Origin of the sequence: Dokdonia sp. Dokd-P16 (assembly GCF_003095655.1) — a bacterium.
Lineage (GTDB): Bacteria > Bacteroidota > Bacteroidia > Flavobacteriales > Flavobacteriaceae > Dokdonia.
Map to the genome: position 1 here is coordinate 1,107,870 of NZ_CP029151.1, position 26,164 is coordinate 1,134,033.

Here is a 26,164-nt window from a genome sequence, read left to right on the forward strand (position 1 = left end):
GATTCAAATTTTCGCGAAAGCGTAATAAAATTATCCTTTAATCAGGTTCCAAATGTCATTTCCAAAAATCACAACCATTAATCCCATCACAATGACAAAACCAATAATTTGACCTCTTTCTAATGTTTTTTCTGAAGGAGCTTTTCCAGAAATCATTTCATATAATAAAAACATCACGTGCCCTCCATCAAGTGCTGGAATAGGAAGAATATTTACAAAGCCAAGCCAAACAGAAAACATAGCCGTGAATCCCCAGAATTTATACCAATCCCATTGTGGTGCCATCATCTCTACAATACCTATAGGACCTTTTACTTTCTTGTAACCTTGTACTTTTCTATTAAAGATTAATTTAAACTGGCGCACTTGCTTAGTGAGTACATCCCATGTTTTTGTAAGACCAGCAGGAATTGCCGCTCCTATACTATACTCATCTTTTACTAATAATTCCTCAACGTTTGCACCTACCCCAAAAGAACGCCCCTCACCTACAGCAAAGGTTTTTTCTATACGTTGCCCATCTCTATCAAGTGTCATAGCAACATCTCCGCCTTTTGCTTGATCAAAAATAGATTGAAACTCCGTCCATTCATTAATAGTATTTCCATTAATCGCTACAATTTTATCACCTACAAGTACATCATTATTGAATGCTATAGAGTCCTTGGCCACTAGTCCTATAGTATTACTAAAACGTGGTCTTATAAATTGCTCTTCTGCATCAAGTACAGATTTTTTTGCTTCGTCTGGGATAGGGAATGTAAGTTCATTACCATCACGCACTACAGTTACGTTATCACCTAATAATATGTCAATCTGCACATCGTCAAAACGAGTTACCGTTTTATCGTCTATTTTTATTACTTGATCACCATTACGCAACCCTATTTCTTCACCTACTTCGCCTACAGCAATACCATACTTAAGACGGTCTGCTGGTACATACTCATCTCCATAATAAACAAGCATTGCACTATAAATGAACCATGCAAGAAGCACATTTACAGTCACACCACCTATCATCACAATAAGACGTTGCCATGCAGGTTTTGATCTAAACTCCCAAGGTTCTGGATCTTTTGCCATTTGCTCCTTATCCATACTCTCATCAATCATCCCAGCAATCTTCACATAACCTCCAAGTGGAAGCCATCCTATTCCATAAACAGTGTCACCTATTTTTTTCTTGAACAACGCAAACTTCACATCAAAGAAGAGAAAGAATTTCTCCACTTTAATACCGAAGTAACGAGCTGGTGCAAAGTGACCAAATTCATGTAAAATTACAAGGATAGAAATAGCAAGCGTAAACTGGGCAATCTGTATAAAAGTCTCCATAGAAGGATATAAGTCAAATTTTGAACGCACAAAAATAGGCTTTTAGATGCGCATACTAAAGTTATATGCGCGTAGGATAGCATTTTTCAAGCCATACTTTATATAACTGCCACTTGGATTGTAACTTTGTAAAAAAATGCACTATGGCACATCACCTCGCTCGCTATAAAACACTATTTATTACCCTTGGTATTCTTTCTGTCATTATTATGACCTTAATATATAGCCAACTCAAAGTAACTCCATCTCTTACAATTTACCAACCAGACATGGTAGATAAAGAACTCGTAGACAGCACCATGCAATATGTGAAGAAATATCATACCATTGCAGATTTTTCTCTAACAAACCAGAATGGAAAGACCATCACGCAGAAGGATTATGAGAATCACATCTACGTAGCAGATTTTTTCTTTACCACCTGCCAGACCATTTGCCCTATTATGACAGAGCACATGGTGCAAATACAAAAGAAGCTAGAGGGAGATACACTAGTTAAACTACTTTCTCACTCAGTAATCCCTACTTATGATACTCCAGAAGTTTTGAAGGCGTACGCCATAAAAAAGGGAGTAGATGACTCACGATGGAACCTTGTTACTGGTTCTCAGGAGGAAATTTTCACGCTTGCGCGAAAAAGTTATTTGGCCGTAAAAGATATCCCAGGGACAGAAGACGACCTTGATATGGTTCACACTGAGAACTTTATGCTTATAGATAAAAAACGTCAAATACGTGGTTATTATGACGGTACAGATCCAGAAGCAATAGATCAATTACTTGAGGATATTGAGATTTTAAAAGCATCTTATGAGCCAAGGAAAGCTTGGTACCAAAAGATTTTTTAGAATGGAATTACGTACGCTTTCGCGAAAGCGTAAAATGCATTACTTTTGTTATCTAAATTCAATCTAAATAAACATTGAAGAAAACAGTCGCCCATTTACAAAAAGGAGAACGCGCTATCATTATAGATGTGATGACAGACGAAGTTCCTCTTAAGTTACTCGAGATGGGTTGCCTACCAGGCAATGAAGTACGATTGATACAACTCGCACCATTTTCTGATCCTCTATATATAGATGTGAATGGAAGTCACCTAGCGATACGCCGAGAAACGGCTCTTCATATAATTATAGAAACGCCATCCTAAATTATGGCCAAACAGATTAACGTTGCCCTCATAGGGAACCCAAACACTGGAAAGACTTCTGTCTTTAACCATCTTACAGGTCTTAACCAGCAAGTAGGTAACTACCCAGGGATTACAGTAGAAAAGAAAGAAGGTATCTGTAAACTTGATCGTGGTGTAAAAGCACATATCTTAGACCTTCCGGGTACATATAGCCTTAATGCTTCGTCTCTTGATGAAAATGTGGTTATAGAGTTACTTCTTAATAAGAATGATAAAGACTACCCAGATGTTGCGGTTGTAATATCTGACGTTGAGAACTTAAAGCGTAACCTGCTTCTTTTTACTCAAATAAAAGATCTTGGCATCCCAACTATTCTTGCTATCAACATGGCAGATCGTATGGAGCGCAAGGCAATCTCTCTTGACATTCCTAAGATGGAAGAGCGCCTTAAAACAAGAATCGCACTTATAAGTAGCCGTAAAAACACGGGAATAGACAAACTCAAGGAACTTATCACCGAGTACAGATCTATCAATACAGAACCTTGTATTAATGCTTCTGTAATTGCTCCAGAATATTTTGACAGATTACGTAAAGCTTTTCCAAAGCAAGATTTATACAAGTTATGGCTTGTAATCACCCAAGACGTAAACTTTGGAAAGCTAGAGCGTAATGAGATGAAAACCATCTCTTCTTTTAAAACTGAGTCAGAGAGTAATCTTAAAAGACTACAGCAAAAAGAAACGATTGTACGCTATAAGTATATCAATGAAGTTTTGAGAGAAACTCAAACCATAGATATTGAAAATGCAAAAGATTTAAGAACTCGCTTAGACCGCATACTTACACATAAGGTGTGGGGTTACGTGATTTTCTTTGCCATATTACTACTCATATTTCAAGTAATATATGACTGGTCACAGTATCCAATGGATGCTATAGACACTGCATTTGCTAGTATGAGTGAGTGGGTGCAAACTAACCTTCCAGAAGGTAAACTTACAGATCTTCTTGCAGAAGGTATTATTGCTGGACTTGGGGGAATCGTGATTTTCATCCCTCAGATTGCCTTTTTATTCCTATTTATCTCTGTACTAGAAGAAAGTGGCTATATGAGTCGCGTGGTTTTCTTAATGGATAGAGTGATGCGTCGTTTTGGACTGAGTGGTAAATCTGTAGTTCCTCTTATTTCTGGAACTGCTTGTGCCATCCCTGCGGTTATGGCAACACGCAACATTGAGAACTGGAAAGAGCGATTAATCACCATACTAGTTACTCCATTTACTACTTGTTCGGCGAGATTGCCTGTGTACTTAATTATCATTTCACTAGTGATTCCTGATGAGAAGTTTCTATTTTTTAATTTACAGGCGCTTACGCTAATGCTCATGTATCTCATAGGCTTTGGTGCTGCGATAGGTTCTGCGTGGATTCTCAATAAAATACTTAAGATAAAAAACAAGTCATTTTTCGTAGTAGAAATGCCTAACTATAAAATGCCGCTGCTTAAAAACGTAGGAATAAATGTTCTTGAAAAAACAAAATCCTTTGTAGTAGATGCAGGTAAAATTATCCTTGCTATTAGCATTGTATTATGGGTACTAGCTTCCTTTGGACCTAATGAAAAGTTCAATCAAGCAGAAAATATTGTAACAACACAACTAGAAGCAGAAGGAGGCATAAACACATTTCCGGATGCGGAAGCTTACCAAGCAGAAATAAACAAACTAGTTGCAAGCCAAAAGCTAGAACATAGTTACATAGGCTATATGGGTAAAGCAATAGAGCCTATTGTAGAGCCACTTGGTTACGATTGGAAAATAGGGATTGCTCTTATTACTTCATTTGCAGCAAGAGAGGTCTTTGTAGGTACACTTGCCACCATATATAGCGTAGGTGACGCCGAAGAAGAGACTATTAGAAACCGTATGGCTGGAGAGATAAACCCAGTGCTTGGAACACCACGATTTAATTTTGCTAGCGGAATTTCCTTATTACTCTTTTATGCATTTGCAATGCAGTGCATGAGTACGCTAGCTATTGTAAAAAGAGAAACAAACACCTGGAAGTGGCCTGCAATCCAGCTTGTAGCGATGACAGCAATTGCATATGTAGCAGCGCTTGCCGCATTCCAGATTTTAAAATAATTTGTAAGCTAGACACTTATTTAACTACTAAGAACGCATGGAACTTATACAAAATATTATCGTGATTCTTATTTTTCTAGTAGCCCTAGGGTATCTAGTTACAAAGTTTGTATGGACACCAGCTTTCTTAAAAAAGAAAGACGACAGCGGCTGCGGCACTGGCAGTTGTGGATGTTAATTACTCACTTCTACTCGTAAATAATAATCACTTGCTTTAATTTTTGATAAAGATGTAGGGTACGGAGCTAGCCCCTTAATTGATATTACAAAACCATCTTCTGAGTATATAGGCGCTACTCGCCCACCATTGAGTATAATTTCTTTAGTGGTTTTTTTACCACTTTCGCTTGTTATTTCTACAAGCACTTTAGCATTTCCAGCCCAGATACAATCTACACCTTTTGGACATCTACTATCTTCAAGAACTTCAACTAATCGCAGAGATGTACCCTCGATAATAGTAGACTGCCCTTGAAAAGCCTTCAAATATATCTTAGGAACCTCTACTGTTGTGGAGTCTTGCGCTTTCGCGAAAGCGGAATAAAGAAATATAATCGCAACGATGTAATAGGTTTTCATAATGCTAGTTTTTACACAGCCTACATAAATAGACACTTGTGCTTTATACTTCTAAATACTCCAAAAGCGATGCCATGTTGCAGATTATCCTCTAAATAAGAAAAAATCATCTTTCATATGCTCGATATGCTCATCCTTATTTGTGATGATATATTCTAGCGCGAGATCTGTAAACTCTTTCCCTTTTGGTGTGAGCGAAACAATATCACTGCTAATATTAATTAAATTATTTTTTTCAGCGAGTTCTAGTACGGTTTCAGATCTTACTTTTTGCCAATTTATATGTTCGTTGAGATGCTGCACATGCCTCTCACTTTCCTCCTCATGATTATTAAGATGTAATAAGAATGTAAGTAAGGATACTTCTGTGCGCTGCTGTCGCTGCCTGTACATCACTGCAATAAGTCCTTTACTAGGTGCAAATAAATATACGGTAAGAAATACGAGACCAAGAACAGTAGTCATAGACCCAGCGATGGATGCATCGAGAAAATGAGCCATCCAATAACCACCAATTGCCGAAAAGACTCCAAATATCACCGAAAGCACTAACATCTTCTTCAAATCTGATGTAAGCAAATAAGCCGTTGCTGCCGGCGCAATCATAAGTGCCACTACAAGAACTGCACCTACCGCTTCAAAAGCACCAACAACCGTTACTGAAGAAATAGTCATTAATCCATAATGCAAAACCACCGGAGAAAAACCAAGCGCTGCAGACAAACCTGCATCAAAGGTACTCACCTTAAGTTCTTTAAAAAACGCGAATAGCATTCCCACAGTGATGCTTAAAATTGCCCCCATCACCCACAGTGACTTAGGTCCTACATCTGTTCCCGCTATTATTAATCTATCAAAAGGTGCAAATGCTAGTTCGCCCAATAATACCGCATCTACATCAAGGTGCACATCGTTTGCATTTTTGGCAATGAGTATAACGCCTATGCTAAAGAGTGCTGGAAAAACGAGTCCTATAGCGGTGTCCTCTTTTACTAATCCTGTTTTCTGGATGGACTCCACCATCACAACAGTAATGACACCCGTTACAGCCGCCAGTAATATCAATAATGGCGAATTAAGATCTTCAGTAATAAAAAATCCAATTACAATTCCCGGTAAGATAGAGTGACTAATGGCGTCACTTATAAGTGCCATTTTACGTAGTACCAAAAACACCCCTGGAATAGCACAAGCAATGGCTACTACTGCGGCAATCAATTGTATTTCTATTTGTGCATCCATTAGTTATTGTTATATAAGTTTGCAGCCGCATCGTAACCCTTACTCGTAAGCGACCAGTTCTGACCCTTTACTTTCACCCACTCTTTTTCTTCTAGCTCCTTCAATGTAGATTTTGCATATCCTTGAAAATTATTCAAGATTAATATTGCGTGAGGGTGAGAGATATTTTCATGTGTTTTTGCAATATCAAACATAAACTGCAATGTCTTCTGGAGTTCCAGATCTCGTCTGTTTTGATATTTACGTAGTTGTTTAAAAAGAATGCCTCGCCCAGGAGAAAAGATGAAAGAAAAAAGCACAAATACACTAGCCACTAGCACAATCACTGGGCCTGTAGATAAATTGTTTTGACTAGCGCTGATTGCCGTCCCAAAGACTCCTGAAAACGCACCAAATATAGCCGCGAGTACAATCATCACACTTAGCTTATTTGTCCACTGCCTTGCTGCAGCAGCAGGTGCGAGTAACATCGCACTCATTAATACCACGCCTACGGTTTGCAATCCTAGTACAATGGCAAGCACGATAAAAAAGGTAATGAGAATATCTATAAAACGCGTATTAAATCCTAAGGTCTTAGTATAGTCTGCATCAAATAATAATATTTTAAATTCTTTCCAAAACAGCAACATGATGACTAAACAAATACCTGTCACAATGGCCATTAACGTCACATCCTTCTCAACGAGCGTAGCCGCCTGACCAAAGAGATATTTATCAAGCCCCGCTTGGTTTGCATTTGGTTGTTTCTGTATAAACGTAAGCAACAACATTCCAAAACCAAAAAATAACGACAAGACAAGTCCTAGGGCTGTATCACTTTTAAGATGAGTTTTAGTAACCATCCCACGTATCCAGAAGGTGCCAATAAGTCCGCTTACTAAAGCTCCTAACAGCAACACATTTGTATCCTTTGTACCTGTGATTAAAAAAGCAATAGCAATACCAGGCAGCGCAGCATGAGAGATGGCATCACCAAGTAAACTTTGCTTTCTAAGTACTGCAAAACTACCAAGCATACCACAAATAGCACCAAGTATAGCTGTACCCAGCGTGATGGTTCTGAGGGTATAGTCAGAGAAGAGTTGAGAGAAATATTCTGAGAGTTCCATGTGTTATTAGTTTGTAGGACTTAGGATGCACCGCTGGTGCTTGTAGGACGCTTCGCTTGTAGTGAAAACTCTAATCCAATTTTAGACTTTTCTTTAAGCCCATTATCATTTTTGCGATTTCTTATCATAGTTTGTAGGACTTAGGGTGCACCGCTAGTGCTTGTAGGACGCTTCACTTGTAGTGAAAAAATCTAATCCAATTTTAGACTTTTCTTTAAGCCCATTATCATTTTCGCGATTTCTTGTAATTGTTTTCTAGTATTATCATTCTGTTCTTGAGAAATATATTTCTTTCTAGTTGCTACGGTAGAGCACGTAACACATTCCTTAAGAGAATCCCAAGCCATATTTAAATACCTATTGAATTGCTTATTTGTATCACCGTGACCCTCGCTTATATTTAATGCTATAGAAAGAGCCGCCCTACCATATTGACTCGATAACCGATACCTCTCTTTTTGTGGAAAAGTATCAATCAACGCATCAGCTGCGTCAATAAAGTCTAGTGCTTTCTGATAAACACTCAATTTTTCAAAATTGAATACTACATTTTCCATCTTAGTAATTTTTATATTTAATCAACATCATGTTCCAACCTTATTTTTAGCAATAAAAGCAACGCAAACAACTTATACTACAAGCATCGCGTCCTAACAGTTCCGCAGGAACGTCCTACCGCCTACATACTATTTATTTACCGCAACCTTATAGTTAATTCCATAAGTCTTGGTGAGATTATCATCATTAAAAATATCTTTCACAGGTCCTGTAGCAATTTTCTTGACGTTTAAAAAAGTCACCCAGTCAAAATATTCTGGTACTGTTTGTAAATCGTGATGTACTACTACTACTGTTTTTCCTGCTTTACGTAATTCTTTAAGAATATTGATAATAGCAATTTCTGTAGTGGCATCTACTCCTTGAAAAGGCTCATCCATAAAATAGATTGCTGCATCTTGCACTAGTGCTCGCGCAAGAAAAACACGCTGCTGCTGTCCTCCTGATAGTTGGCTTATTTGTCTTCCTTTAAAAGGAAGCATACCTACTTTTTCCAGTGCTTCTAGTGCTGCTCTTTTTTCCTTAGTTCCAGGACGTTTTATCCAGCCTAACTTTCCGTAGGTTCCCATAGTTACCACATCAAGTGCCGTGGTGGGAAAATCCCAATCTACACTTCCCTTTTGAGGAACGTATGCCACAAGCTTGCGCTGCTTATCATAGGGTTTTCCATAGATAGAAACGCTCCCAGCAATGGGATCTATAATACCAAGTATAGATTTTATAAGCGTAGACTTACCTGCACCGTTAGGCCCCACAATAGCCATAAGCACTCCTTCTGGCACTTCCAGATCTATATCCCAAAGAACCGGCTTGTAGTTATATGCAACCGTAAGGTCGTCTACGCGAATGGCTATATTCCCCTCTTGATCTCCACCAAGGGGAGAAGATTGTAATCTATTACTTAAATTCTCTCTCATGTTTTTCGCTTCATATAGGAAAAGGGTACTATCTGTACAATCGAAATAGAGATGCTTATAAGTTAGTGTATAGTTATAAACTCGTATTTCCTTATTCTTTACCTATTTTTTCTGTTCTTCTATTTTAAAGCTTCTACAATTGTAGTCACGTTGTATTTGAACATCCCTATGTATGTTCCCTCTACACTTCCCGCATTACCTAGTGCGTCACTATATAAAGAACCACCTATCACTACTTCTTGTCCTCTAGATTGCACGGCTGCTTGCAATGCTTCTATCGTTCTTCTAGGTACAGAGCTCTCTACAAAAATGGCTTTTACTTTATTGTCAATTATAAATTGAGAAAGACGCTGTACGTCCTTAACTCCTGCTTCGGTAGCGGTAGATAGTCCTTGCAACCCTACTACTTCAAAACCGTAACTCTTCCCAAAATAGTTAAAGGCATCGTGAGCCGTAACGAGAATCCTTTTTTCGGCTGGGAGCGTAGCTATTGTAGCTTTAACCTCTACTTCTAGTGCATCTAACTGTGCTAGGTAAGCTTCAGCATTTATTTCGTAGCTTTTTGCGTTCTGAGGATCCTTTCGCGAAAGCGTACTTACCACCTCTGTTGCAAATTGCTTAAAATACTGAATATTAAACCACACATGAGGATCATAGTTAGACGCAAAATAATCTGAACCTATGAGCGTATTTTTATCTAGAGATTCCCCCAGAGGTACTTGGGTAACTTGAGTTGCGTTCATCTTTTCAAAAACCTCCACAAGCTTACCTTCTAGGTGTAGCCCATTATAGAAAATTACATCTGCACCAGCAAGTTTTGTCACATCACCAGCACTTGCTTTATATAAGTGAGGATCTACACCGGCGCCCATCAAACCTTCTAGATTAATAAGATCGCCTCCTATATTTTTTACAAGATCTGTAATCATGGAGGTGGTAGCAACTACATTCAATTTGCCATTACTTTCTTTCTCACCCTTGCAACTAATCACGCTTAAAGCGAAAATGACAATTACTATATATAGACTCTGTTTCATTATTTCTTATTTTTTATCTATTCTAAAACTAACTCCTGCACTTATTAATAAATCTTGACCATCTGTAATGCTCTTACCTATAGTTGCATCAAGTTGCACTAGAGGAGCGATGGCATATGTAAGACCTGCATCCCAAAAATGATTTGCACGATTATCTTCTGGAAGATCCCCATAAACTTCTGCATAAGCACCAAGTTTATCTGTAATTGCATAGCCATATGCAAACGTATAAACATATGCTAGCTCCGGGGAGTCTCCACCATACTGGCCACCTATATTGTAGGCTATTCCTGATCGTTCACCAAGTGTATGATTAAATGCAAAGCGAAAATCTGCACTAGTAAATTCTGGCTTAAAGTCTGTACTTGCTGTAAATGGAAGAAATAAATGACCTATTAAACCTATTTCTGGTTTCCAGCCATCTTCTTTTGCTATAGCTACTTTTGCACCAAAAAGTAATGGAGACATCCCGTTAAGGCTACTTATTTCTTGATCATTGATATTTGTTTCTACCTCTTGGTACGCCCATCCCACTCTAAGCTCGAGATTATCTAGTATCCCATAACGGAGTAGCGTAGTATTATAACCCCACACGCGTTCTTCTATATTATTCTCCTCAAAAGTGGTCGTATATGCTCCTGTTTCAACTTGCAAACTTCCTTTAGGTACTACCGTAGGTGACTCTGTTGCATCCGGGCGATCTGTGACGAGACCTATTTGAGTTTCTGTCTTTTGTGCCGCTAGTTGTGTGCACATTGAGAAAAGTAATACTGTTGTAAGCGTAAAAATTTGTTTCAAGGTTATTGATTTTGGTAATTATTAAATCTGGATATATAGGTTATCTGCTATCTTTTTGGAAATAAAAAACTGTTCTTTTTTTACTTGTATCACCATCGAGCCGTCAAAGAACTCTCGCCCTAGTACTTTTATAGTTGCCCCTATTGCGATGTTTCTTTTATCTAAAAATTGAAGAAACTCTGCCGACGTTTCTCGTACTCCCACGAGCTGGCCGGTATTGCCCTTATTTAATTCTGACAGCAACTTTTTTATAGCACTTTTTATATTTCCATTTTTATCTGGAATAGGATCTCCATGCGGATCGTAGTCTGGATAGTCAAGAAATTTGTCTAAGCGATTAATAAGCTCCGTAGAGTTTACATGTTCTAATTGTTCTGCAATATGGTGTACCTCATCCCACTGGAAATTGAGTTTTTCCACCAGAAAAACTTCCCAAAGCCTGTGTTTACGTACAATATAAATAGCTGCTTTCTCGCCTTCTTTTGATAAGCGGGCACCTCTATATTTTCGGTAAGAAACCAAACCCTTGTCTGCAAGTTTTTGCACCATATCTGTTGCACTAGACGCTTTAGTCTGCATTGTTTCTGCAAGTGCGTTTGTGCTTACCTCCTTGTTAAATTCTTGTTCAAGGTGGAAGATTGTTTTAAGATAATTTTCTTCTGCTAGTGTGTACATATATTTATCAAAGGTAGGAAACAGAAGTAGAGTAGTAAAAAAATATATTTAGTCTAGACTAAATATTATAACTAAACTAATGTACCTTAAACGTTTGTGTTAATTAATGTTTTAAATAATTGTACTGGACATCACTTTGCTATATTTATCCAAACTATCATAAGATGCAAAGAGTAAAAGTCACCGCTCCCCTACAATCGTGGGATATTTTTTCAGAATATCTAGTCACTAGAGCTATTAAAGCTGCTAGAGAACTTGATTATTCTCAGGTGGAAAATTTCATCTCAAAGTATCATTGGGATTTTGACACTTCGCTACTAGCGACAGAAGATTTTACTACGATTGTAGTAACAGATCGTGACCAAGTTATCCAATGGGTGAATGGTGGTTTTACGGAAATGACTGGCTACCCAAGAAATCATGCTGTAGGTAAACACCCTCGTTTTTTACAAGGACCAGAAACCTCAAAAGAAACCAAGAAAGTTATAAGCAAATCACTACGTCTTGAAAAACCTGTAGTCAAGCAATTACTTAATTACAAAAAAGACGGCACGCCATATCTCTGTGATATAAAAATCATACCTCTTTTTAATAAGGATCAAGAACTCACACACTTCATGGCTCTTGAAAAGAAAGCACGTGTAGCTTAATATTTTCTTATCTTCTGTTTACTGCTGATAAACAAGACTTAACTAAAGACATTTGTTTAAACTTGACCCACATGTTTTACTTGTGGGTTTTTTGTTTTGTTATGCTTTCGCGAAAATGAATACCCTTGTAAAACACGATAGCCCTATTGGCTACAATATGCAAGACAAAAATCCTAATCTATCTATTTTTTAAAGTTTACAAGCGTTTAAAATGATATGAAAAACAATTATTTATACTAATATCACGAAAATCCATAAAAATTAACACATCTACTAAATGCTTACAAATTATTGATATACAGTACACTAAGTTGGTAAAAAAAAAAAAAAACGGATAGTTGATTTGCCTTTAATTAGTCGAAATAAAGGAAATCCGTAAAATTCATCTGTAGAAATTTACTACATTGCAATTGATTAATCATCTAGTATACTAGTAGTTACACAAGAGTGCATTTATTGCGCAGTAGATAAGCTCTTGTATAACCTTTATGTCGGTAATCTTGAGGATGACTTTAAATATACATTGAGATTAAATTTATAACTTATTATTATAAAACAAACATTTCTATTACTAGCGATAGTTTTTACTTTCTCTAGTTTTACAACAGTTACATCCAAACAAAAGATCGAAACTTCTATTGAGTTTTATGACTTGCTTGAAGAGGAACAGGTTGACGACAGACAATGTAGGCGCAGAACCTGTACGTATCGCAACGGTCAACAAATAAGTTGTACTGCGTGGATGTATTTTGACTGTGGTACTGTTTTGAATGAGGTAGTTGTAATTGCCAAAAATTAATTCACTAAATAATGAGTCTCTTAGGTGAGTATGCCTAAGAGACTCAATATTATATTGGTATGAAAAATTATAGAATCTATTTATTATTAGTATTTGTATGTAGCGGATTTAATCTAGGGGCGCAAAGCATTGACATTTCAGGAATAGTTACTTACCACCAAGAAACTAATCTTGCTTATTTATATGAAGAAGATTATAGCTTATACTTTGACAAAAATCAATCTTTATACTTGGAGAATATTGGCAAAAAAAAATCTAATCAGGAGAAAAGCAACCAACAGGGTAATGAAACGACACGATCTATTATCGTAGGACGTTCCAATATTTCACAGCAATATTATCACTATAAAGAAGGTAGATTTACTTATAGAGAGATCTGGTTTGATGAACCACTATATGTAGAAGACAAAATCACTTTTAATTGGGAACTCATTGACAAAACCAAACTCATAGGTTCTTTCCTATGTAAAAAAGCAAAAGTTTTATATAGGGGTCGTATCTATTATGCATGGTATGCATTACAAATTCCTTACAATTATGGACCCTGGAAATTTAGAGGGCTCCCAGGTCTAATTCTAGAGGTAGAAGAAGAAAACAGCAAATTTAGAATTACCGCATCTAAAATAGCACTAGGAGATACCATAAATGAATTTGAAATTCCAGAAAAACGTAACCTACTTTCTATTCCAGCCTTTTTGCTAGAAAAAGAAAGATTAAACAATGAATTGCTGGCACGGATTAATAGTAAAGCAGCTAAGGGATCTCAGCCCCTAAAAGCTAGCTCTGATTGTGATGATTGCAAAACCTTGCAACTAGAATGGTACAATAATTAATAATAAAAGTAGAACGTAATGATGGGTAGATGGCTCCTTATACTATTCTTTTGCCATTTCTTTATGTCTTCTAGTTATAGCCAAGTGACTTTTACTGGAGTGATTACAGATGAGCTAGGTAATCCTCTCCCGTTATCCAGTGTAATTGTTAATGAGCTGAATACTGATATCATTATAGCCTATGCCATAGCTGATGAAAATGGGAAGTATAAATTATCATTGAAAAAGCTAGAACAGGATTACTCTATAATTTTCAGCAGTTTAGGATTTAAGGCCTTCCAGCAGGTTATTTCTGAAATTGATGCTGAATCACCAACCTTAAATGTATCATTATCTATTAATAATCAAATTCTTGAAGAAGTTATTGTCCATGCAGAACGCCCTATAAAAGTGCGCAAAGACACCATTATTTTTAACGCATCTTCCTTTACAAACGGCACAGAAACAGTGGCAGAAGACTTACTTCGTAAAATACCTGGCATTAACATCTCAGATGATGGTACTATAAAAATAGGAAATCAAGAGGTAGAAAAAGTAATGATAGAAAATGATGACTTCTTTGAAAAAGGATATAAAACCCTTACGAAAAACATGCCTGCCTCGCCAATAGAGAAGGTGGAAATCCTTAAACGATATTCTAATAATAAACTGCTCAAAGGCATTGAGGAAAGCGATAAAATCGCAATCAATCTTACACTTAATGAAGATGCAAAACGACAGTGGTTTGGTAATATTGATCTAGGGTACGGTCTGGCGTCACAAGATCGTTATGATGCACGAGCTAATCTCTTAAATTTTGGCAAGAAAAATAAATATTACTTTTTTACAAATCTTAATAATGTAGGATACGACGCTACGGGTGATATAAATCATCTTATACGCTCTTCTAGTTATGGAGAGCCTGGAAGTATTGGCGACAGTGAGCAAAGTAATAAGCTCATACATTTATCAAATAGAGTTCCTTATTTTAAAGAGTCTAGATTTAAGTTTAATAATGCAGAGTTGATATCTCTCAATGCTATCTTTAACCCCTCAGAGCACCTTAAAATTAAAACTATAGGATTTGCAAACTGGGATGAGCTCGCCTACTTCAGAAACAGTACAGATACATTTGTAGCAAATGGCACAAACTTTACAAACACTGAAGAATATAGTCTTAAAAGTGATTTTGTAACACTCTTTGGAAAGCTAGACATCAATTACGACTTATCTAAAACCGCTAGTATAGAAGTGGTATCAAAGTATAGCAATGCTGCAGCAGATAAAAAATCTGACTTACTTTTTAATAACACGCCTACACTCCAACTGCTAGATGAAACAAATAGTAGATTAGATCAAAAAATAGCGTACTCAAAGAAGTTTAAAAACAATAAGGCACTATTAATTACGGGACGGTATATAAAAGAAGAAACTCCGCAAGGGTTTACAGTGAATCAAAATAATTTTTTTACCCTTTTTGAAGAAACCGAGTCGCAGGACAATATAAGTCAGAAAAGTAGCCTCAATTATGAGTATTTTGGCACTGAGGCTCACTGGCTAGATCGTAGAGAAAGCGGTCATCTTTTTGAGATAAAAGTTGGAAACACCCTAAGAGTGGAATCATTACAGAGCGACTTTACTATTGTTACAAATGATGGAATTATTACCCCAGTAGATTTTCAAAATAAACTGAATTATACTGTAAATGATACGTATCTATCTGCAAAGTATTTTTGCAAATTTTCAAATAAATGGTCGATTACAGGAACTATAGAAAATCACCTCATTACAAACAGCCTAGATAATAAAATATTAGAGAACAAAAGTAACGCAGAAACTATCTTCTTTATAAACCCCTCGCTTGCTACCTCCCTAAAGATTAATGAGAAAAATAAAATTACTTTATCCAGTGCATTATCAAGAAGAAATAATGGTATTACAGAAGTTTATAATGATTACGCTCTCACTGGTTTTAGAAGTTTTTCTAGAGGTACAGGCGCATTTAATCAACTAGATGCTTCTAACTTATCATTATCATATGAGCTGGGTAACTGGAGTGATCGATTCTTTGCAACTGCTTTTGTAACCTACGCAAAGTCATTTGATTTTTTATCTACTAATAGAACAATAACACAAGACTTCACACTATCAGAAAAAATATTACTAAAAGATCAAGAGCTTCTCAGTGCAAATCTCTCTCTAGATAATTATTTAAAAATAATAAAGTCAAATTTAAAAGCAAAAATCTCCTACTCCTCTACTAACTTTCAGAATGTGGTTAATGATTCCCCTACGCGAGAGGTTACATCAGATAATTACAGTTATGGATTAGAGTTGCGCAGTGGTTTTTCTGGCATATTTAATTATCACATAGGCACTACTTGGAGAACAAATAGCATACGTAGCGCAGGATTTAAGAACGACTTTACAAATAATGAAAGCTTTCTTGATCTCTCATTTATTTTAAATGAAAAATTTAATGTGCAAGTGCAAACGGAGCGTTACTTTTTCGGAAATCTTTCAAGTGACAATATTTATTATTTTGCAGATCTCACATCCACCTATGACATTAAAAAGAATAAAGTGAGCCTTTCCCTCTCTGCTAAGAATCTGTTTAATACAAAAATCTTCAGGGAGTTCTCCATAAGCGACATAGGCTCTTCCACCACGGAGTATCGCCTTTTACCTAGATATGCATTATTAAAACTGAGTTATCGTTTCTAAGGCACCAGCTCCTTCACCTTTTCATACACAAGATCACCTTCCCAACCTCTGTAGGTAAGATAGTCTGCAAGTTTTTTACGCTTGCGGTATTTATCGGTTTCTGAGGAGAGTTGTTCATAACGCTTTCGCGAAAGCGTAACGCAACTAGCTGGACATTTTTTTACTTTTATTAACAAAACTTTAACTTTTTAAGTTAATCATAAATATCTGTTTTTCAGCTATTTAATAGTGTTAAAAAAAAAAAAACGCATAGTTGATTTGCCTTTAATTAGTCGAAATAAAGGAAATCCGTAAAATGCATCTGTAGGAATTTACTACATTGCAATTGATTAATCATCTAGTATACTAGAAGTTACGCAAGAGTGCATTTATTGCGCAGTACATGAACTCTTGTATAACTCTTCTGTCGGTAATCTTGAACACGACATTAAAAAATATTTGAGAATTTATTTTTAAAATTATACTAATGAAAAAAATTATACCAATAATGCTTGTTATATTAATGGCATTGTCACTTACATCATTTCAAAATAAAGAAGAAAACACACAACAACGTGTTCCTTTTTGGGGTAGCACAACAGAGTGTTCAACCTCTGGAGATAACGGATGTGTAGTAACTACCTGCACCACCACGTCTTATGCGTTTTGGATAAAAATGGGATCAGAATTATCATCACTATCAATTGACTGCAGCGACATGGCTCCTTAATTTTTGAATAAATATCCCGCAATATTAATTGCGGGATTAATCTTTATTTTATGAAATTTTTTATAATTATTCTTTTTTCATTAAATTTATATAGCCAAGAAAAAAAAGTTTGTATTCTAGATAGTATTTCTAAAAATCCAGTTTCATTTAGTTCTATATATTATTCTACAAGCAATCGAGGTTCGATAAGCGACATAAATGGAGTAGTGAATATCAAAACTCTTGATAATAGCGAAAAAATATCCATTAGCAACTTAGGATACCACACTAAAGATATTTTTACAAATAATATAAATGACACAATATATCTAAATAAAAAGACTGAACAATTACCAGAAATTATTCTTGAATCTACGAAAAATGATTTGTTAGGATTTTCTAATTCAAAAAAAACAAAATATTTAGGTTCTCAAATATCTGGACCTATTTTGGTTCAGCTTATTTCCAATCCTAACCAATCGCAAACTATCATAAATAAGCTTATTTTTAATATACGTTCAAGTAAAAGAGATAGTTTATATGTGCGAGCACATTTATTTACAATAGATTCTGCAAGTATGAAACCTAAAATTGAACTATTATCAAAATCTATAATAAAAAAATTGAATAAAAGGAAAGGCAACTTAGAAATTGATATTTCTGGGGAGAAAATAATATTCCCTAAGGATGGTGTCTATATTGGATTAGAGTGGCTAGGGGAAGATAACGAAGCTGACTTCGGCTACACGTTGGTTGATAATGAATTAGAAGGCCTTTTAGTGACCTCTTTATTATTTAAAAAGAAAATTTGGACACGTCTCAAACTGACAGATGGTTTTACACGTGCTTCTTTCGGTTTAGAGGTAGTTAACTTTTAAGGTACCAGCTCCTTTACCTTTTCATACACAAGATCACCTTCCCAACCTCTGTAGGTAAGGTAGTCTGCTAGTTTTTTGCGCTTGCGGTATTTATCGGTTTCTGAGGAGAGTTGTTCATAACGCTTTCGCGAAAGCGTATTAAAAACCGTATCATACTCCTCGTCTTCTATCTCAAGTAGGGCTGTTTTAAGATTATAAGCCCCTATGCCGCGTTGTTTGAGTTCGCGAGTGATTCTTGTCCTTCCCCAGCTCTTATGACGAAATTTACCCCTCGCAAAGGCTTTTGCAAAACGCTCTTCGTTCAAAAAGTTGTGCTCTAGTAAATGACCTATAACCACATCTATCGCATCTGGTATCATACGCATGTCTCGTAACTTTTGAGCGACTTCTTTATGGCAGCGATCCTGGTAAGCGCAGTAGGCTTCCAGCTTACGCTTTGCTTCTTCTACAGTATATGTTTTAACGGGTTGTTGCACTAAGCAAAAGTACTTGTTTGCAAGGATACCATTTTTACAAAAGGGCATAAAAAAACCCCATCCTCAAAAGAGAATGGGGTTTTTACTAATTTTCAATCTTAATATCCTTACCAGAAGCGTCTGTAAAGTTATACTCAAGATACGTGTATGCATCTCGTGGCATTACTTTTACCCACTTCTTGTGATCTAAAAACCATTTAGATCGTATGGACGGGAAGCCTTTTGTTAAATAGGCTGCTACAAATGGGTGTGCATGTAGCGTCACCTTCTTTGTTCCAGATTTTAATATGCGGTTGAGCTGTCCTTGAAGTTTCTCTACAATTACAATAGGAGCTTCTATCTCATTAGTACCACCGTTAGGATTTTCTTCACGGGTCTTAATGTTCATTTCTGGACGTACTCGCTGCCTAGTGATCTGGATAAGTCCAAATTTACTAGGAGGTAAGATTTTGTGTTTTGCGCGGTCATCTTTCATCTCATCTTTGAGGTGATTAAATAACTCACGGCGATGTTCAGCTTTACCCATATCGATAAAATCGACTACGATAATTCCTCCCATATCACGGAGGCTAAGCTGACGTGCAATTTCTGAAGCGGCGATCATGTTTACCTCAAGTGCAGTGTCTTCTTGACTTTTGGCTTTATTTGATCTGTTACCACTGTTTACGTCTACAACGTGCAGGGCTTCTGTGTGTTCAATTACAAGATAAGCACCACGGCTCATTGATACTGTTTGGCCAAAAGACGTTTTAATCTGTCTCTCTACTCCAAATTTCTCAAAAATAGGCAGTTGGTTATTATATAATTTTACAATATTCTCCTTGTGTGGAGCAATCTCGCTTAAGTAATCCTTAATTTGATAATACAACGTCTCATCATCTACAGTGATGCTCGTGAAGCTATCGTTAAAAATATCCCGCAGGATAGACGATGCACGATTCATCTCTCCTAGAACTTTGCTAGGATGGTGAGCGTTTGGAATTTTTTTGCTCATAGTGGTCCATTTGTCCACTAGATTTTGCAGGTCTTTGTCTAGTTCTGCAACTTTTACACCTTGAGCTACTGTACGTACGATAACGCCAAACCCTTTAGGTCTGATACTTGTAACAAGTCTCTTAAGACGTGCTTTTTCTTCTTTACTCTCAATCTTTTGTGAGATAGAGATGCGGTCAGAAAAAGGAACGAGAACAATATAACGTCCAGCAATAGACAGCTCGCTACTTATACGAGGTCCTTTGGTCGAGATAGGTTCTTTTGCAATCTGTACAAGTACACTTTGTTTAGACTTAAGAACTTCGGCAATTTTACCGTTTTTGTCTATGTCTTTCTCAAAGGTGAAATTTTGTAAGGAATAGTCTTTTAATTTACCTGTAGTAACACTTTTTATGTATTTCTGAAGCGTAGGAAGTTTAGGACCGAGGTCATGGTAATGCAAAAATGCATCTTTCTCATAGCCCACATTTACAAATGCGGCATTGAGACCAGAAACGGTCTTTCTTACGTTTGCGATATAAATATCACCTACGTTAAACTTATTTTTATCTTCTTCTTTATGAAGCTCAATAAGTTTTCCATCTTTTAATAAGGCAAAATCAACTACGGAGGAACTAGATCTAATGATCAATTCTTTATTCACTGTGTAGTAATTTTATCCCAATAGCTATCGGGATGGTTGATAATTTTAATTCATTACAGATTGTGGTGTATGCCATGCGCATACGTTGTGTAATAAATACCGGTGCAATAATGACGTACCGTAGGTGCGGGTAGTGCTGTTATTGCAATGTCAATGAACGCAGAATTACACCCAGAGGGTGTAATAAAAGAAAAAGTAGTCTTAAGACTACTTTTTCTTCTTGTGGCGATTTGCTCTACGTCTTTTCTTACGTTTGTGAGTCGCTACCTTGTGTCTTTTTCTTTTTTTACCGCTTGGCATAAAAATGATAGTTTTTAATTACTTATTAGTCTACACTAACGTTCGTTTTTACACCTTCTACAAAAACTTTAGCAGGCTTGAACGCTGGAATATTATGTGCTGGTATTTTGATAGTCGTATTTTTTGAAATATTTCTACCTGTTTTTTCCGCTCTGGTTTTGATAATAAAGCTACCGAATCCTCTTAAGTACACGTTATCTCCACCTTCTAAAGAAGTTTTTACTTCTTCCATGAAAGATTCAATAGTTGCTTGCACGTCATTTTTTTCGATACCTAGTTTCTCAGAAACTTTAGCTACGATATCAGCTTTAGTCATAATGTCAAATATTTAGGGGTTAAAAATTCAAGACTGCAAATATAGGGATTATAATAACAAAGAATCAAACATAATCTTTTAAAAAATAGATACATAACATCTAGCTTTGTGTAAAACCCTATTTTACATTGTCATTTTCTAACAAACTCATAGCTTGGTACTTAGAACATAAACGCGATATGCCATGGCGCAATACTAAGGACCCTTATAAGATTTGGCTCTCAGAAATTATACTTCAACAGACGAGAGTAGCGCAAGGATTACCCTATTATTTGGCTTTTACAAAGTCATTTCCTACAGTACAAGATCTTGCAAATGCAACCGAAGAGGAAGTGCTTAAACTTTGGCAAGGATTAGGCTATTATTCACGCGGCCGAAACCTACACGCATCTGCTCAAATTATTGTAAATGATTATGGCGGAGTCTTCCCAAACACATATGAAGAAATTAAAAAATTAAAAGGAGTAGGTGACTACACCGCAAGCGCTATTGCCAGCATAAGTTTTAATGAGCCTACAGCAGTAGTAGATGGTAATGTATATAGAGTACTATCTAGGGTGTACGGCATAGACACGCCCATAAATAGCACGCCTGGCATTAAAGAGTTTAAAGCGCTCGCTCAAGAGCTCATAGATGTAAAACGCCCAGCAGATTTTAACCAAGCCATTATGGAATTCGGCGCGATACAATGTAAACCTCAAAATCCATACTGCCTGCATTGTATATATAATGATAAGTGCGTAGCATTACAAAAGAACAAAGTTTCTCAACTCCCTGTAAAGCTCAAAAAAACTAAAGTGCGTAATCGCTACCTCAACTATCTTGTCTTTAGAGATAAAGATGGACAAACCTTAATACAGCAACGCACCGGAAAAGGAATATGGCAAGGACTTTATGAATTTCCAGTAATTGAACTTGATGCTGCGCTTACTGATGGTGAAGAATCCCGCTTTCGCGAAAGCGTTACATCTTCAAAGCAAGCTAAGGGAATGAATATTAAAGAGGTTGTAAGATTTAATGAAAAACCAATCGTTCACAAATTATCTCACCAGCATCTACATACTACTTTCTGGGTGGTTGATGTGGTAGCCACTGGAACAGAAGGAACACCCCTAGCAACTATAAAAGATTTTCCTGTACCTATATTGATAGGTAGATTTTTAGAAGAGTTTCTACCTCAGTAGTACATTATTCTAACACAGTCTTAAGCTCCTTTCTATAATCTGAAGGGTTCTGGCCAGTGAAGGCTTTAAACTTTTTATTAAAGTGGGAGAAGTTATTAAAGCCGCTCTCATAGCACACTTGGGTAATACTCATGGGTTGCTCCGCTAGGAGTCTAGATGCGTGCACGAGTCGATACTCATTTACAAACTGCGTAAATGTTTTATGAGTAATCTTTTTAAAATAGCGACAAAATGATGGAATGGTCAAGTTTGTAATATTTGCCATTTCTTCTAGAGGAATTTCTTCTTTAAAATGAGTTTTCACATAATTAAAAACCTCATTAATGCGGTTATTATCTTTTACATCAGAGAGTAATGAGAAGCCATCTGCATTTAATATTCTAAACTCTTTTGTGGTTGCCAGCTCATTTAATACAGTTATTTGAGTTATGAGACGATTAAAATCTGATTGATCCTCCATCTCTTCCATCATTGCCCCTACTCTCTTTTTAGTCTCTCCAGAAAAAACAATCCCGCGTTGTGCTACTTGTAAAAGTCTTTTAATTGACGCCATTTCTGGAAGGTCAAAAAAAGTATCTCCTAGAAAATCTGTTTTCATGTGTATTACAGTCTCACTCTTATTACCCGTGAGTTCATCTGTAAAACCACAATGAGGTAAATTACTACCTACAAGAATAAGTGTACCCCATGTATAATAAGACAAGTTACTTCCCACCTGTCGTCTTCCTGTACCACCGTTTACATAAACTAGCTCAATCTCTGGGTGATAATGCCACAGACTGTTATCATTAATATGATGCTCATCAAACCGTTGATACGTAAATGAGTTTCCAAAATCTGGAGTAATAGATTCAAAAGTGGGTTTATGCAGAAGCATGGCCTTTTTTTTACAAATTTATAAATGACTACAAAATGAAAACTACATTAATTTACCTTAAATGTGTTCTAAATTAACACACACACCCCTATTAACCATACTGTAGGTTAAAAATGAACATATTGCTGCACAATTAGCAGTGGTGATCCCTTAATAACCACCGTATGTTTGTACCATAATAAATAATTAATCAATTACTTAAATCAACAGTTATGAAACAGACACTAAAATTTTCAGCAATTGCATTTTTATTATTTACTGCTACTACAACATTTGCAGCTACTAGTGAGATGACACATTATGACGTACAACCTGAGCTTTTAATTAAGACTTCAAATCCAGGTGATAAAATTAAAAAAGCGTCTAATGCAATAGACAAAGATGTTTTTACAGAAGGAACAGACATGGTATATGTGAGTTTTTCTAATCCAGAGTTACAACGTATCAAGCTAGAAGTGAGAGATGGACTTAACCGTATCGTTTACTCAAAAGAGATTGACGGAGAAGCTTCGGTAAGCAAGACTTTTAACTTTACAGGGGCTTACAAGGGATATTACACTATCCATATCGGAAACGAAAAAAAGAGCTTTAGCAAAGAGTTTGAAATACTATAAAATACGTTTACTCGCAGTAAACAATTAGTATGCTTAGTTATCCCTAGATGGTAGTTCGTCTAGGGATTTTTTTGTTTATTTATTTTCAGTAACAACCCCATTATCTCAAGAAAAGAACGTTTTTAGTAATAGTAGATAATGGTAAATGAGAGCATATTTTCGCGAAAGCATAACACACTTGCATTGCTATATTTACTACATTTGAAATTATGGCAGGAACAATCAATAAAGTGATCTTAATAGGTCACACGGGAGATGATGTAAAGATGAACTACTTTGAGGGTGGTAATTGTATAGGACGTTTTCCGCTGGCGACTAATGAGGAATACGTAAATCGCACCACAGGTGAACGCGTAAGCAATACGGAGTGGCACAACATCGTAGTGCGCAATAAAGCTGCCGAAATTTGCGAGAAGTACCTCAAAAAAGGTGACAAAGTATATGTAGAAGGACGTCTAAAGACTCGTAAGTGGACAGACGATAAAGGAATGGACAGATACTCTACAGAGATCCAGTGCCAAGAGTTTACTTTTCTTACTCCTAAAGGTGAAAACCAAGGGCAGTCACAAGGAGGTGGACAACAAGCACAACAACCTGTACAAGCAGCACGTCCTCAAGCACAACCTTACAACCCTAACCAGCCGGCACAACCAGCACAGCCTTCTACAGACACTAGTGATGTAGATGATTTGCCATTTTAATTTAACTAAACTATCAAACTTTTGGACCCTGATCCCGAACCCTTATTTATATTATTAATTAGTGTAGACCCCACTACTATCATAAGTATTGCAGTCCTTATAGTGTTACTCATGTGCTCTGCACTGATAAGTGGCGCCGAGGTTGCTTTTTTCTCACTATCACCTAGTGATCTTCTAGAAACAGAAGAGCAAGTCGCAGATAGAAAGATGCTCATTGTAAAAAAGCTTCTCACTAAACCTAAAAAGCTTCTCGCAACAATTCTTGTTGCAAATAATGCCATCAATATTGCGATTGTACTGCTCTTTGCCAGTCTGGGCGAAGTAATATTTGCAAATATCACAGCAGATATTTTTGGTATTCCACTACGTTTTTTGCTGGAAGTAGTGCTTATTACGTTCTTAATTTTACTTTTTGGTGAGATCCTTCCTAAGATTTATGCAAACCGTAATAACAAGAAATTTGCAGCACTTGTAGCATATCCACTCCGTGTACTTGATGTGATTTTTACACCTTTAAGCAGCCCTATGCGCGCTGCAACTTTATGGATACAAAGAAAACTAGGAGAGCAAAAAACTAGCTTTAATGTAGACCAGCTATCGCAAGCACTAGAACTTACAAGTGAAGAAGATACCACAAAAGAGGAGCAGAAGATTTTAAAGGGTATTGTTTCCTTTGGAAACACAGATACAAAGCAAGTGATGCGACCTCGAATGGATGTATTTGCACTCAATAAAGAGGATGATTATACATCTATTCTAAAACAAATTACAGAAAACGGCTTCTCTCGTATTCCTGTCTTTTCTGAAAGTATAGATACCATTGAGGGAATTCTATATGTAAAAGACTTGCTTCCTCATCTTAACGAGAAAGAATTTGACTGGGCAAAGCTTATACGCGAACCGTATTTTGTCCCAGAAAACAAAAAGTTAGATGACCTTCTTGCAGAGTTTAAAGAAAAGAAAAACCACCTCGCCATCGTAGTAGATGAGTATGGTGGTACAAGCGGCTTGATTTCTCTAGAAGATATTATAGAAGAAATTGTAGGAGACATCGCAGATGAGTTTGATGATGAAAACATCATCTATTCTAAACTTGATGAGCACAATTGGATTTTTGACGGAAAAACATCTCTCAAAGATTTTTACCGTATCATAAAACTTGAAGAAACCACTATTTTTGAAAATAAAAAAGGTGAGGCCGAGACTATTGCTGGTTTTGTGCTAGAAGTCTCGGGAGGATTCCCACGCAAGAATGAGGTAATAATATATCAAGACTACACGTTTACCATAGAGGCACTTGACAAAAAACGTATTAAACAGATTAAATTCACTATAAAATCGTGAGGTTTCCTGCATTCATAATATCAATTCTTACAGCTACTTTACTGGCATCTTGCGGTGGCGATACATTGCCTAAACCTAAGGGACAGCTCAGTTTATCATACCCTAGACCGTCATATACATTTACCGCATCAGATTGTGATTATAATTTTGACCTCAACTCACTAGGTAAAGTGCGCTATAAAGATAATTGCTCTGCTGTCATTGACTATCCATCGCTTAATGGGAGTGTATTCTTGACATATAGAGCAGTAAATAATAACATTAATGCATTACTCAATGACGCACAAAAGCTCACTTATGAGCATGTGCGCAAGGCAGATGACATTATAGAAGAGAAGTATATAAACCAAGAGCAAGGCGCTTACGGGATGTTTTACGACATTAAAGGAGATGCAGCCTCGCAGTCACAGTTTTATATCACAGACAGCACCACACACTTTTTAACCGGATCTATTTACTTCAATACAAAGCCTAACTATGATAGTATTTATCCTGCGGCTATGTATCTTAAGAACGATATTAGGCACTTGATGGAAAGCATTAAGTGGAAAGAATCACAGTAGCCTTCTTTAGAGTTCGCTTTCGCGAAAACTTCTCATATTCCTAATAAGTTATTACCGAACTTT

The 26,164-nt window shown here is 36.5% G+C and carries 28 protein-coding genes; 14 read left to right on the plus strand and 14 right to left on the minus strand.

Features of this window, described 5'->3' with window-relative positions:
- Positions 1–30: 30 nt before the first annotated feature.
- Complete coding sequence (gene rseP, locus DCS32_RS04915; RefSeq protein ID WP_108879240.1) at positions 31–1,338, minus strand: RIP metalloprotease RseP; 1,308 nt, start codon at positions 1,336–1,338, stop codon at positions 31–33.
- A gap of 143 nt (positions 1,339–1,481) precedes the next feature.
- Here rseP and DCS32_RS04920 point away from each other — a divergent pair, with 143 nt between their 5' ends.
- The 4 genes from DCS32_RS04920 to DCS32_RS04935 all read left to right on the plus strand — a co-directional run bounded on the left by DCS32_RS04920 (position 1,482) and on the right by DCS32_RS04935 (position 4,799).
- Positions 1,482–2,186 carry an SCO family protein gene (locus DCS32_RS04920; protein ID WP_108877253.1) on the plus strand — a complete coding sequence of 235 codons (705 nt, stop codon included), beginning with the start codon at positions 1,482–1,484 and terminating at the stop codon, positions 2,184–2,186.
- 74 nt (positions 2,187–2,260) lie between these two features.
- On the plus strand, positions 2,261–2,491 hold the full coding sequence (locus DCS32_RS04925) for a ferrous iron transport protein A (RefSeq protein WP_108877254.1): 231 nt from the start codon (positions 2,261–2,263) through the stop codon (positions 2,489–2,491).
- 3 nt (positions 2,492–2,494) lie between these two features.
- Positions 2,495–4,621 carry a ferrous iron transport protein B gene (feoB, locus tag DCS32_RS04930; RefSeq protein ID WP_108877255.1) on the plus strand — a complete coding sequence of 709 codons (2,127 nt, stop codon included), beginning with the start codon at positions 2,495–2,497 and terminating at the stop codon, positions 4,619–4,621.
- A 37-nt stretch (positions 4,622–4,658) separates the two neighbouring features.
- Positions 4,659–4,799, plus strand: coding sequence for a FeoB-associated Cys-rich membrane protein (locus DCS32_RS04935; RefSeq protein WP_108877256.1), 141 nt, complete (start codon positions 4,659–4,661; stop codon positions 4,797–4,799).
- Here DCS32_RS04935 and DCS32_RS04940 read toward each other — a convergent pair.
- The 8 genes from DCS32_RS04940 to DCS32_RS04975 all read right to left on the minus strand — a co-directional run bounded on the left by DCS32_RS04940 (position 4,796) and on the right by DCS32_RS04975 (position 11,539).
- Complete coding sequence (locus tag DCS32_RS04940; RefSeq protein ID WP_108877257.1) at positions 4,796–5,200, minus strand: hypothetical protein; 405 nt, start codon at positions 5,198–5,200, stop codon at positions 4,796–4,798. The two genes, DCS32_RS04935 and DCS32_RS04940, sit on opposite strands and share 4 nt — an antisense overlap.
- An 84-nt stretch (positions 5,201–5,284) precedes the next feature.
- Positions 5,285–6,442 (minus strand): metal ABC transporter permease, encoded by a 1,158-nt coding sequence (locus DCS32_RS04945; protein ID WP_108877258.1) that lies wholly within the window; start codon positions 6,440–6,442, stop codon positions 5,285–5,287.
- Positions 6,442–7,554 (minus strand): metal ABC transporter permease, encoded by a 1,113-nt coding sequence (locus DCS32_RS04950; RefSeq protein WP_108877259.1) that lies wholly within the window; start codon positions 7,552–7,554, stop codon positions 6,442–6,444. Before DCS32_RS04950 ends, DCS32_RS04945 begins: the two co-directional genes overlap by 1 nt.
- 191 nt (positions 7,555–7,745) lie before the next feature.
- Positions 7,746–8,111: a four helix bundle protein gene (locus DCS32_RS04955; RefSeq protein ID WP_108877260.1), complete on the minus strand. Its 366-nt coding sequence runs from the start codon at positions 8,109–8,111 to the stop codon at positions 7,746–7,748.
- A gap of 129 nt (positions 8,112–8,240) precedes the next feature.
- Positions 8,241–9,029: a metal ABC transporter ATP-binding protein gene (locus tag DCS32_RS04960; RefSeq protein ID WP_239057564.1), complete on the minus strand. Its 789-nt coding sequence runs from the start codon at positions 9,027–9,029 to the stop codon at positions 8,241–8,243.
- Between the two features lie 119 nt (positions 9,030–9,148).
- The gene (locus DCS32_RS04965; RefSeq protein WP_108877261.1) at positions 9,149–10,066 is read right to left on the minus strand and encodes a metal ABC transporter solute-binding protein, Zn/Mn family; all 918 of its coding nucleotides are present in this window, start codon (positions 10,064–10,066) and stop codon (positions 9,149–9,151) included.
- 6 nt (positions 10,067–10,072) lie between these two features.
- Positions 10,073–10,864, minus strand: a complete 792-nt coding sequence (locus DCS32_RS04970; protein WP_108877262.1) for a transporter — start codon at positions 10,862–10,864, stop codon at positions 10,073–10,075.
- Positions 10,865–10,885: 21 nt separating this feature from the next.
- On the minus strand, positions 10,886–11,539 hold the full coding sequence (locus DCS32_RS04975) for a metal-dependent transcriptional regulator (protein ID WP_013750882.1): 654 nt from the start codon (positions 11,537–11,539) through the stop codon (positions 10,886–10,888).
- Positions 11,540–11,703: 164 nt separating this feature from the next.
- On the opposite strand from DCS32_RS04975, the gene DCS32_RS04980 reads away from it, so the two are divergent.
- The 3 genes from DCS32_RS04980 to DCS32_RS04990 all read left to right on the plus strand — a co-directional run bounded on the left by DCS32_RS04980 (position 11,704) and on the right by DCS32_RS04990 (position 16,524).
- A complete protein-coding gene (locus DCS32_RS04980; protein ID WP_108877263.1) occupies positions 11,704–12,189 on the plus strand; it encodes a PAS domain-containing protein in 486 nt (161 codons plus the stop codon).
- 858 nt (positions 12,190–13,047) lie between these two features.
- The gene (locus DCS32_RS04985; protein ID WP_108877264.1) at positions 13,048–13,821 is read left to right on the plus strand and encodes a GLPGLI family protein; all 774 of its coding nucleotides are present in this window, start codon (positions 13,048–13,050) and stop codon (positions 13,819–13,821) included.
- A gap of 63 nt (positions 13,822–13,884) precedes the next feature.
- Entirely contained in the window at positions 13,885–16,524 is a 2,640-nt protein-coding gene (locus DCS32_RS04990) for a carboxypeptidase-like regulatory domain-containing protein (RefSeq protein WP_239057565.1), read from the plus strand.
- On the opposite strand, the gene DCS32_RS04995 is transcribed toward DCS32_RS04990, so the two are convergent.
- Positions 16,521–16,700 carry a RecX family transcriptional regulator gene (locus DCS32_RS04995; RefSeq protein WP_204161801.1) on the minus strand — a complete coding sequence of 60 codons (180 nt, stop codon included), beginning with the start codon at positions 16,698–16,700 and terminating at the stop codon, positions 16,521–16,523. The genes DCS32_RS04990 and DCS32_RS04995 overlap by 4 nt on opposite strands.
- Before the next feature lie 290 nt (positions 16,701–16,990).
- On the opposite strand from DCS32_RS04995, the gene DCS32_RS05000 reads away from it, so the two are divergent.
- Both DCS32_RS05000 and DCS32_RS05005 read left to right on the plus strand, forming a co-directional pair.
- Positions 16,991–17,233: a hypothetical protein gene (locus DCS32_RS05000; protein ID WP_108877266.1), complete on the plus strand. Its 243-nt coding sequence runs from the start codon at positions 16,991–16,993 to the stop codon at positions 17,231–17,233.
- Between the two features lie 50 nt (positions 17,234–17,283).
- On the plus strand, positions 17,284–18,090 hold the full coding sequence (locus tag DCS32_RS05005; protein ID WP_108877267.1) for a hypothetical protein: 807 nt from the start codon (positions 17,284–17,286) through the stop codon (positions 18,088–18,090).
- Here the strand turns inward: DCS32_RS05005 and DCS32_RS05010 are convergent.
- The 3 genes from DCS32_RS05010 to DCS32_RS05020 all read right to left on the minus strand — a co-directional run bounded on the left by DCS32_RS05010 (position 18,087) and on the right by DCS32_RS05020 (position 20,818).
- Complete coding sequence (locus tag DCS32_RS05010; RefSeq protein WP_013750878.1) at positions 18,087–18,614, minus strand: regulatory protein RecX; 528 nt, start codon at positions 18,612–18,614, stop codon at positions 18,087–18,089. The genes DCS32_RS05005 and DCS32_RS05010 overlap by 4 nt on opposite strands.
- Positions 18,615–18,651: 37 nt before the next feature.
- Positions 18,652–20,202: a ribonuclease E/G gene (locus DCS32_RS05015; protein ID WP_108877268.1), complete on the minus strand. Its 1,551-nt coding sequence runs from the start codon at positions 20,200–20,202 to the stop codon at positions 18,652–18,654.
- Positions 20,203–20,527: 325 nt separating this feature from the next.
- Complete coding sequence (locus tag DCS32_RS05020; RefSeq protein ID WP_013750876.1) at positions 20,528–20,818, minus strand: HU family DNA-binding protein; 291 nt, start codon at positions 20,816–20,818, stop codon at positions 20,528–20,530.
- Positions 20,819–20,946: 128 nt separating this feature from the next.
- Here DCS32_RS05020 and mutY point away from each other — a divergent pair, with 128 nt between their 5' ends.
- A complete protein-coding gene (mutY, locus tag DCS32_RS05025) occupies positions 20,947–22,002 on the plus strand; it encodes an A/G-specific adenine glycosylase (RefSeq protein ID WP_108877269.1) in 1,056 nt (351 codons plus the stop codon).
- A 4-nt stretch (positions 22,003–22,006) separates the two neighbouring features.
- On the opposite strand, the gene DCS32_RS05030 is transcribed toward mutY, so the two are convergent.
- A complete protein-coding gene (locus DCS32_RS05030) occupies positions 22,007–22,879 on the minus strand; it encodes an AraC family transcriptional regulator (protein ID WP_108877270.1) in 873 nt (290 codons plus the stop codon).
- A gap of 212 nt (positions 22,880–23,091) precedes the next feature.
- Between DCS32_RS05030 and DCS32_RS05035 the strand changes: the two genes are divergently transcribed.
- The 4 genes from DCS32_RS05035 (at position 23,092) to gldD (ending at position 26,101) form a co-directional block, all read left to right on the plus strand.
- On the plus strand, positions 23,092–23,493 hold the full coding sequence (locus DCS32_RS05035) for a DUF3244 domain-containing protein (protein WP_108877271.1): 402 nt from the start codon (positions 23,092–23,094) through the stop codon (positions 23,491–23,493).
- A gap of 209 nt (positions 23,494–23,702) precedes the next feature.
- Positions 23,703–24,194: a single-stranded DNA-binding protein gene (locus DCS32_RS05040; RefSeq protein ID WP_108877272.1), complete on the plus strand. Its 492-nt coding sequence runs from the start codon at positions 23,703–23,705 to the stop codon at positions 24,192–24,194.
- Positions 24,195–24,215: 21 nt separating this feature from the next.
- Positions 24,216–25,538 (plus strand): gliding motility-associated protein GldE, encoded by a 1,323-nt coding sequence (locus tag DCS32_RS05045; RefSeq protein ID WP_108877273.1) that lies wholly within the window; start codon positions 24,216–24,218, stop codon positions 25,536–25,538.
- The gene (gene gldD, locus DCS32_RS05050; protein ID WP_108877274.1) at positions 25,535–26,101 is read left to right on the plus strand and encodes a gliding motility lipoprotein GldD; all 567 of its coding nucleotides are present in this window, start codon (positions 25,535–25,537) and stop codon (positions 26,099–26,101) included. The genes DCS32_RS05045 and gldD overlap by 4 nt, the downstream gene beginning before the upstream one ends.
- Positions 26,102–26,164 lie beyond the last annotated feature (63 nt).

What these genes read in the sequence shown, in the direction of transcription:
- rseP (WP_108879240.1), bottom strand. Translation starts at nt 1,338, where the DNA reads ATGGAGACTTTTATACAGATTGCCCAGTTTACGCTTGCTATTTCTATC.
- DCS32_RS04920 (WP_108877253.1), top strand. Translation starts at nt 1,482, where the DNA reads ATGGCACATCACCTCGCTCGCTATAAAACACTATTTATTACCCTTGGT.
- feoB (WP_108877255.1), top strand. Translation starts at nt 2,495, where the DNA reads ATGGCCAAACAGATTAACGTTGCCCTCATAGGGAACCCAAACACTGGA.
- DCS32_RS04935 (WP_108877256.1), top strand. Translation starts at nt 4,659, where the DNA reads ATGGAACTTATACAAAATATTATCGTGATTCTTATTTTTCTAGTAGCC.
- DCS32_RS04940 (WP_108877257.1), bottom strand. Translation starts at nt 5,200, where the DNA reads ATGAAAACCTATTACATCGTTGCGATTATATTTCTTTATTCCGCTTTC.
- DCS32_RS04945 (WP_108877258.1), bottom strand. Translation starts at nt 6,442, where the DNA reads ATGGATGCACAAATAGAAATACAATTGATTGCCGCAGTAGTAGCCATT.
- DCS32_RS04950 (WP_108877259.1), bottom strand. Translation starts at nt 7,554, where the DNA reads ATGGAACTCTCAGAATATTTCTCTCAACTCTTCTCTGACTATACCCTC.
- DCS32_RS04955 (WP_108877260.1), bottom strand. Translation starts at nt 8,111, where the DNA reads ATGGAAAATGTAGTATTCAATTTTGAAAAATTGAGTGTTTATCAGAAA.
- DCS32_RS04960 (WP_239057564.1), bottom strand. Translation starts at nt 9,029, where the DNA reads ATGAGAGAGAATTTAAGTAATAGATTACAATCTTCTCCCCTTGGTGGA.
- DCS32_RS04965 (WP_108877261.1), bottom strand. Translation starts at nt 10,066, where the DNA reads ATGAAACAGAGTCTATATATAGTAATTGTCATTTTCGCTTTAAGCGTG.
- DCS32_RS04975 (WP_013750882.1), bottom strand. Translation starts at nt 11,539, where the DNA reads ATGTACACACTAGCAGAAGAAAATTATCTTAAAACAATCTTCCACCTT.
- DCS32_RS04980 (WP_108877263.1), top strand. Translation starts at nt 11,704, where the DNA reads ATGCAAAGAGTAAAAGTCACCGCTCCCCTACAATCGTGGGATATTTTT.
- DCS32_RS04985 (WP_108877264.1), top strand. Translation starts at nt 13,048, where the DNA reads ATGAAAAATTATAGAATCTATTTATTATTAGTATTTGTATGTAGCGGA.
- DCS32_RS04990 (WP_239057565.1), top strand. Translation starts at nt 13,885, where the DNA reads ATGTCTTCTAGTTATAGCCAAGTGACTTTTACTGGAGTGATTACAGAT.
- DCS32_RS05000 (WP_108877266.1), top strand. Translation starts at nt 16,991, where the DNA reads ATGAAAAAAATTATACCAATAATGCTTGTTATATTAATGGCATTGTCA.
- DCS32_RS05005 (WP_108877267.1), top strand. Translation starts at nt 17,284, where the DNA reads ATGAAATTTTTTATAATTATTCTTTTTTCATTAAATTTATATAGCCAA.
- DCS32_RS05010 (WP_013750878.1), bottom strand. Translation starts at nt 18,614, where the DNA reads ATGCCCTTTTGTAAAAATGGTATCCTTGCAAACAAGTACTTTTGCTTA.
- DCS32_RS05020 (WP_013750876.1), bottom strand. Translation starts at nt 20,818, where the DNA reads ATGACTAAAGCTGATATCGTAGCTAAAGTTTCTGAGAAACTAGGTATC.
- DCS32_RS05030 (WP_108877270.1), bottom strand. Translation starts at nt 22,879, where the DNA reads ATGCTTCTGCATAAACCCACTTTTGAATCTATTACTCCAGATTTTGGA.
- DCS32_RS05035 (WP_108877271.1), top strand. Translation starts at nt 23,092, where the DNA reads ATGAAACAGACACTAAAATTTTCAGCAATTGCATTTTTATTATTTACT.
- DCS32_RS05040 (WP_108877272.1), top strand. Translation starts at nt 23,703, where the DNA reads ATGGCAGGAACAATCAATAAAGTGATCTTAATAGGTCACACGGGAGAT.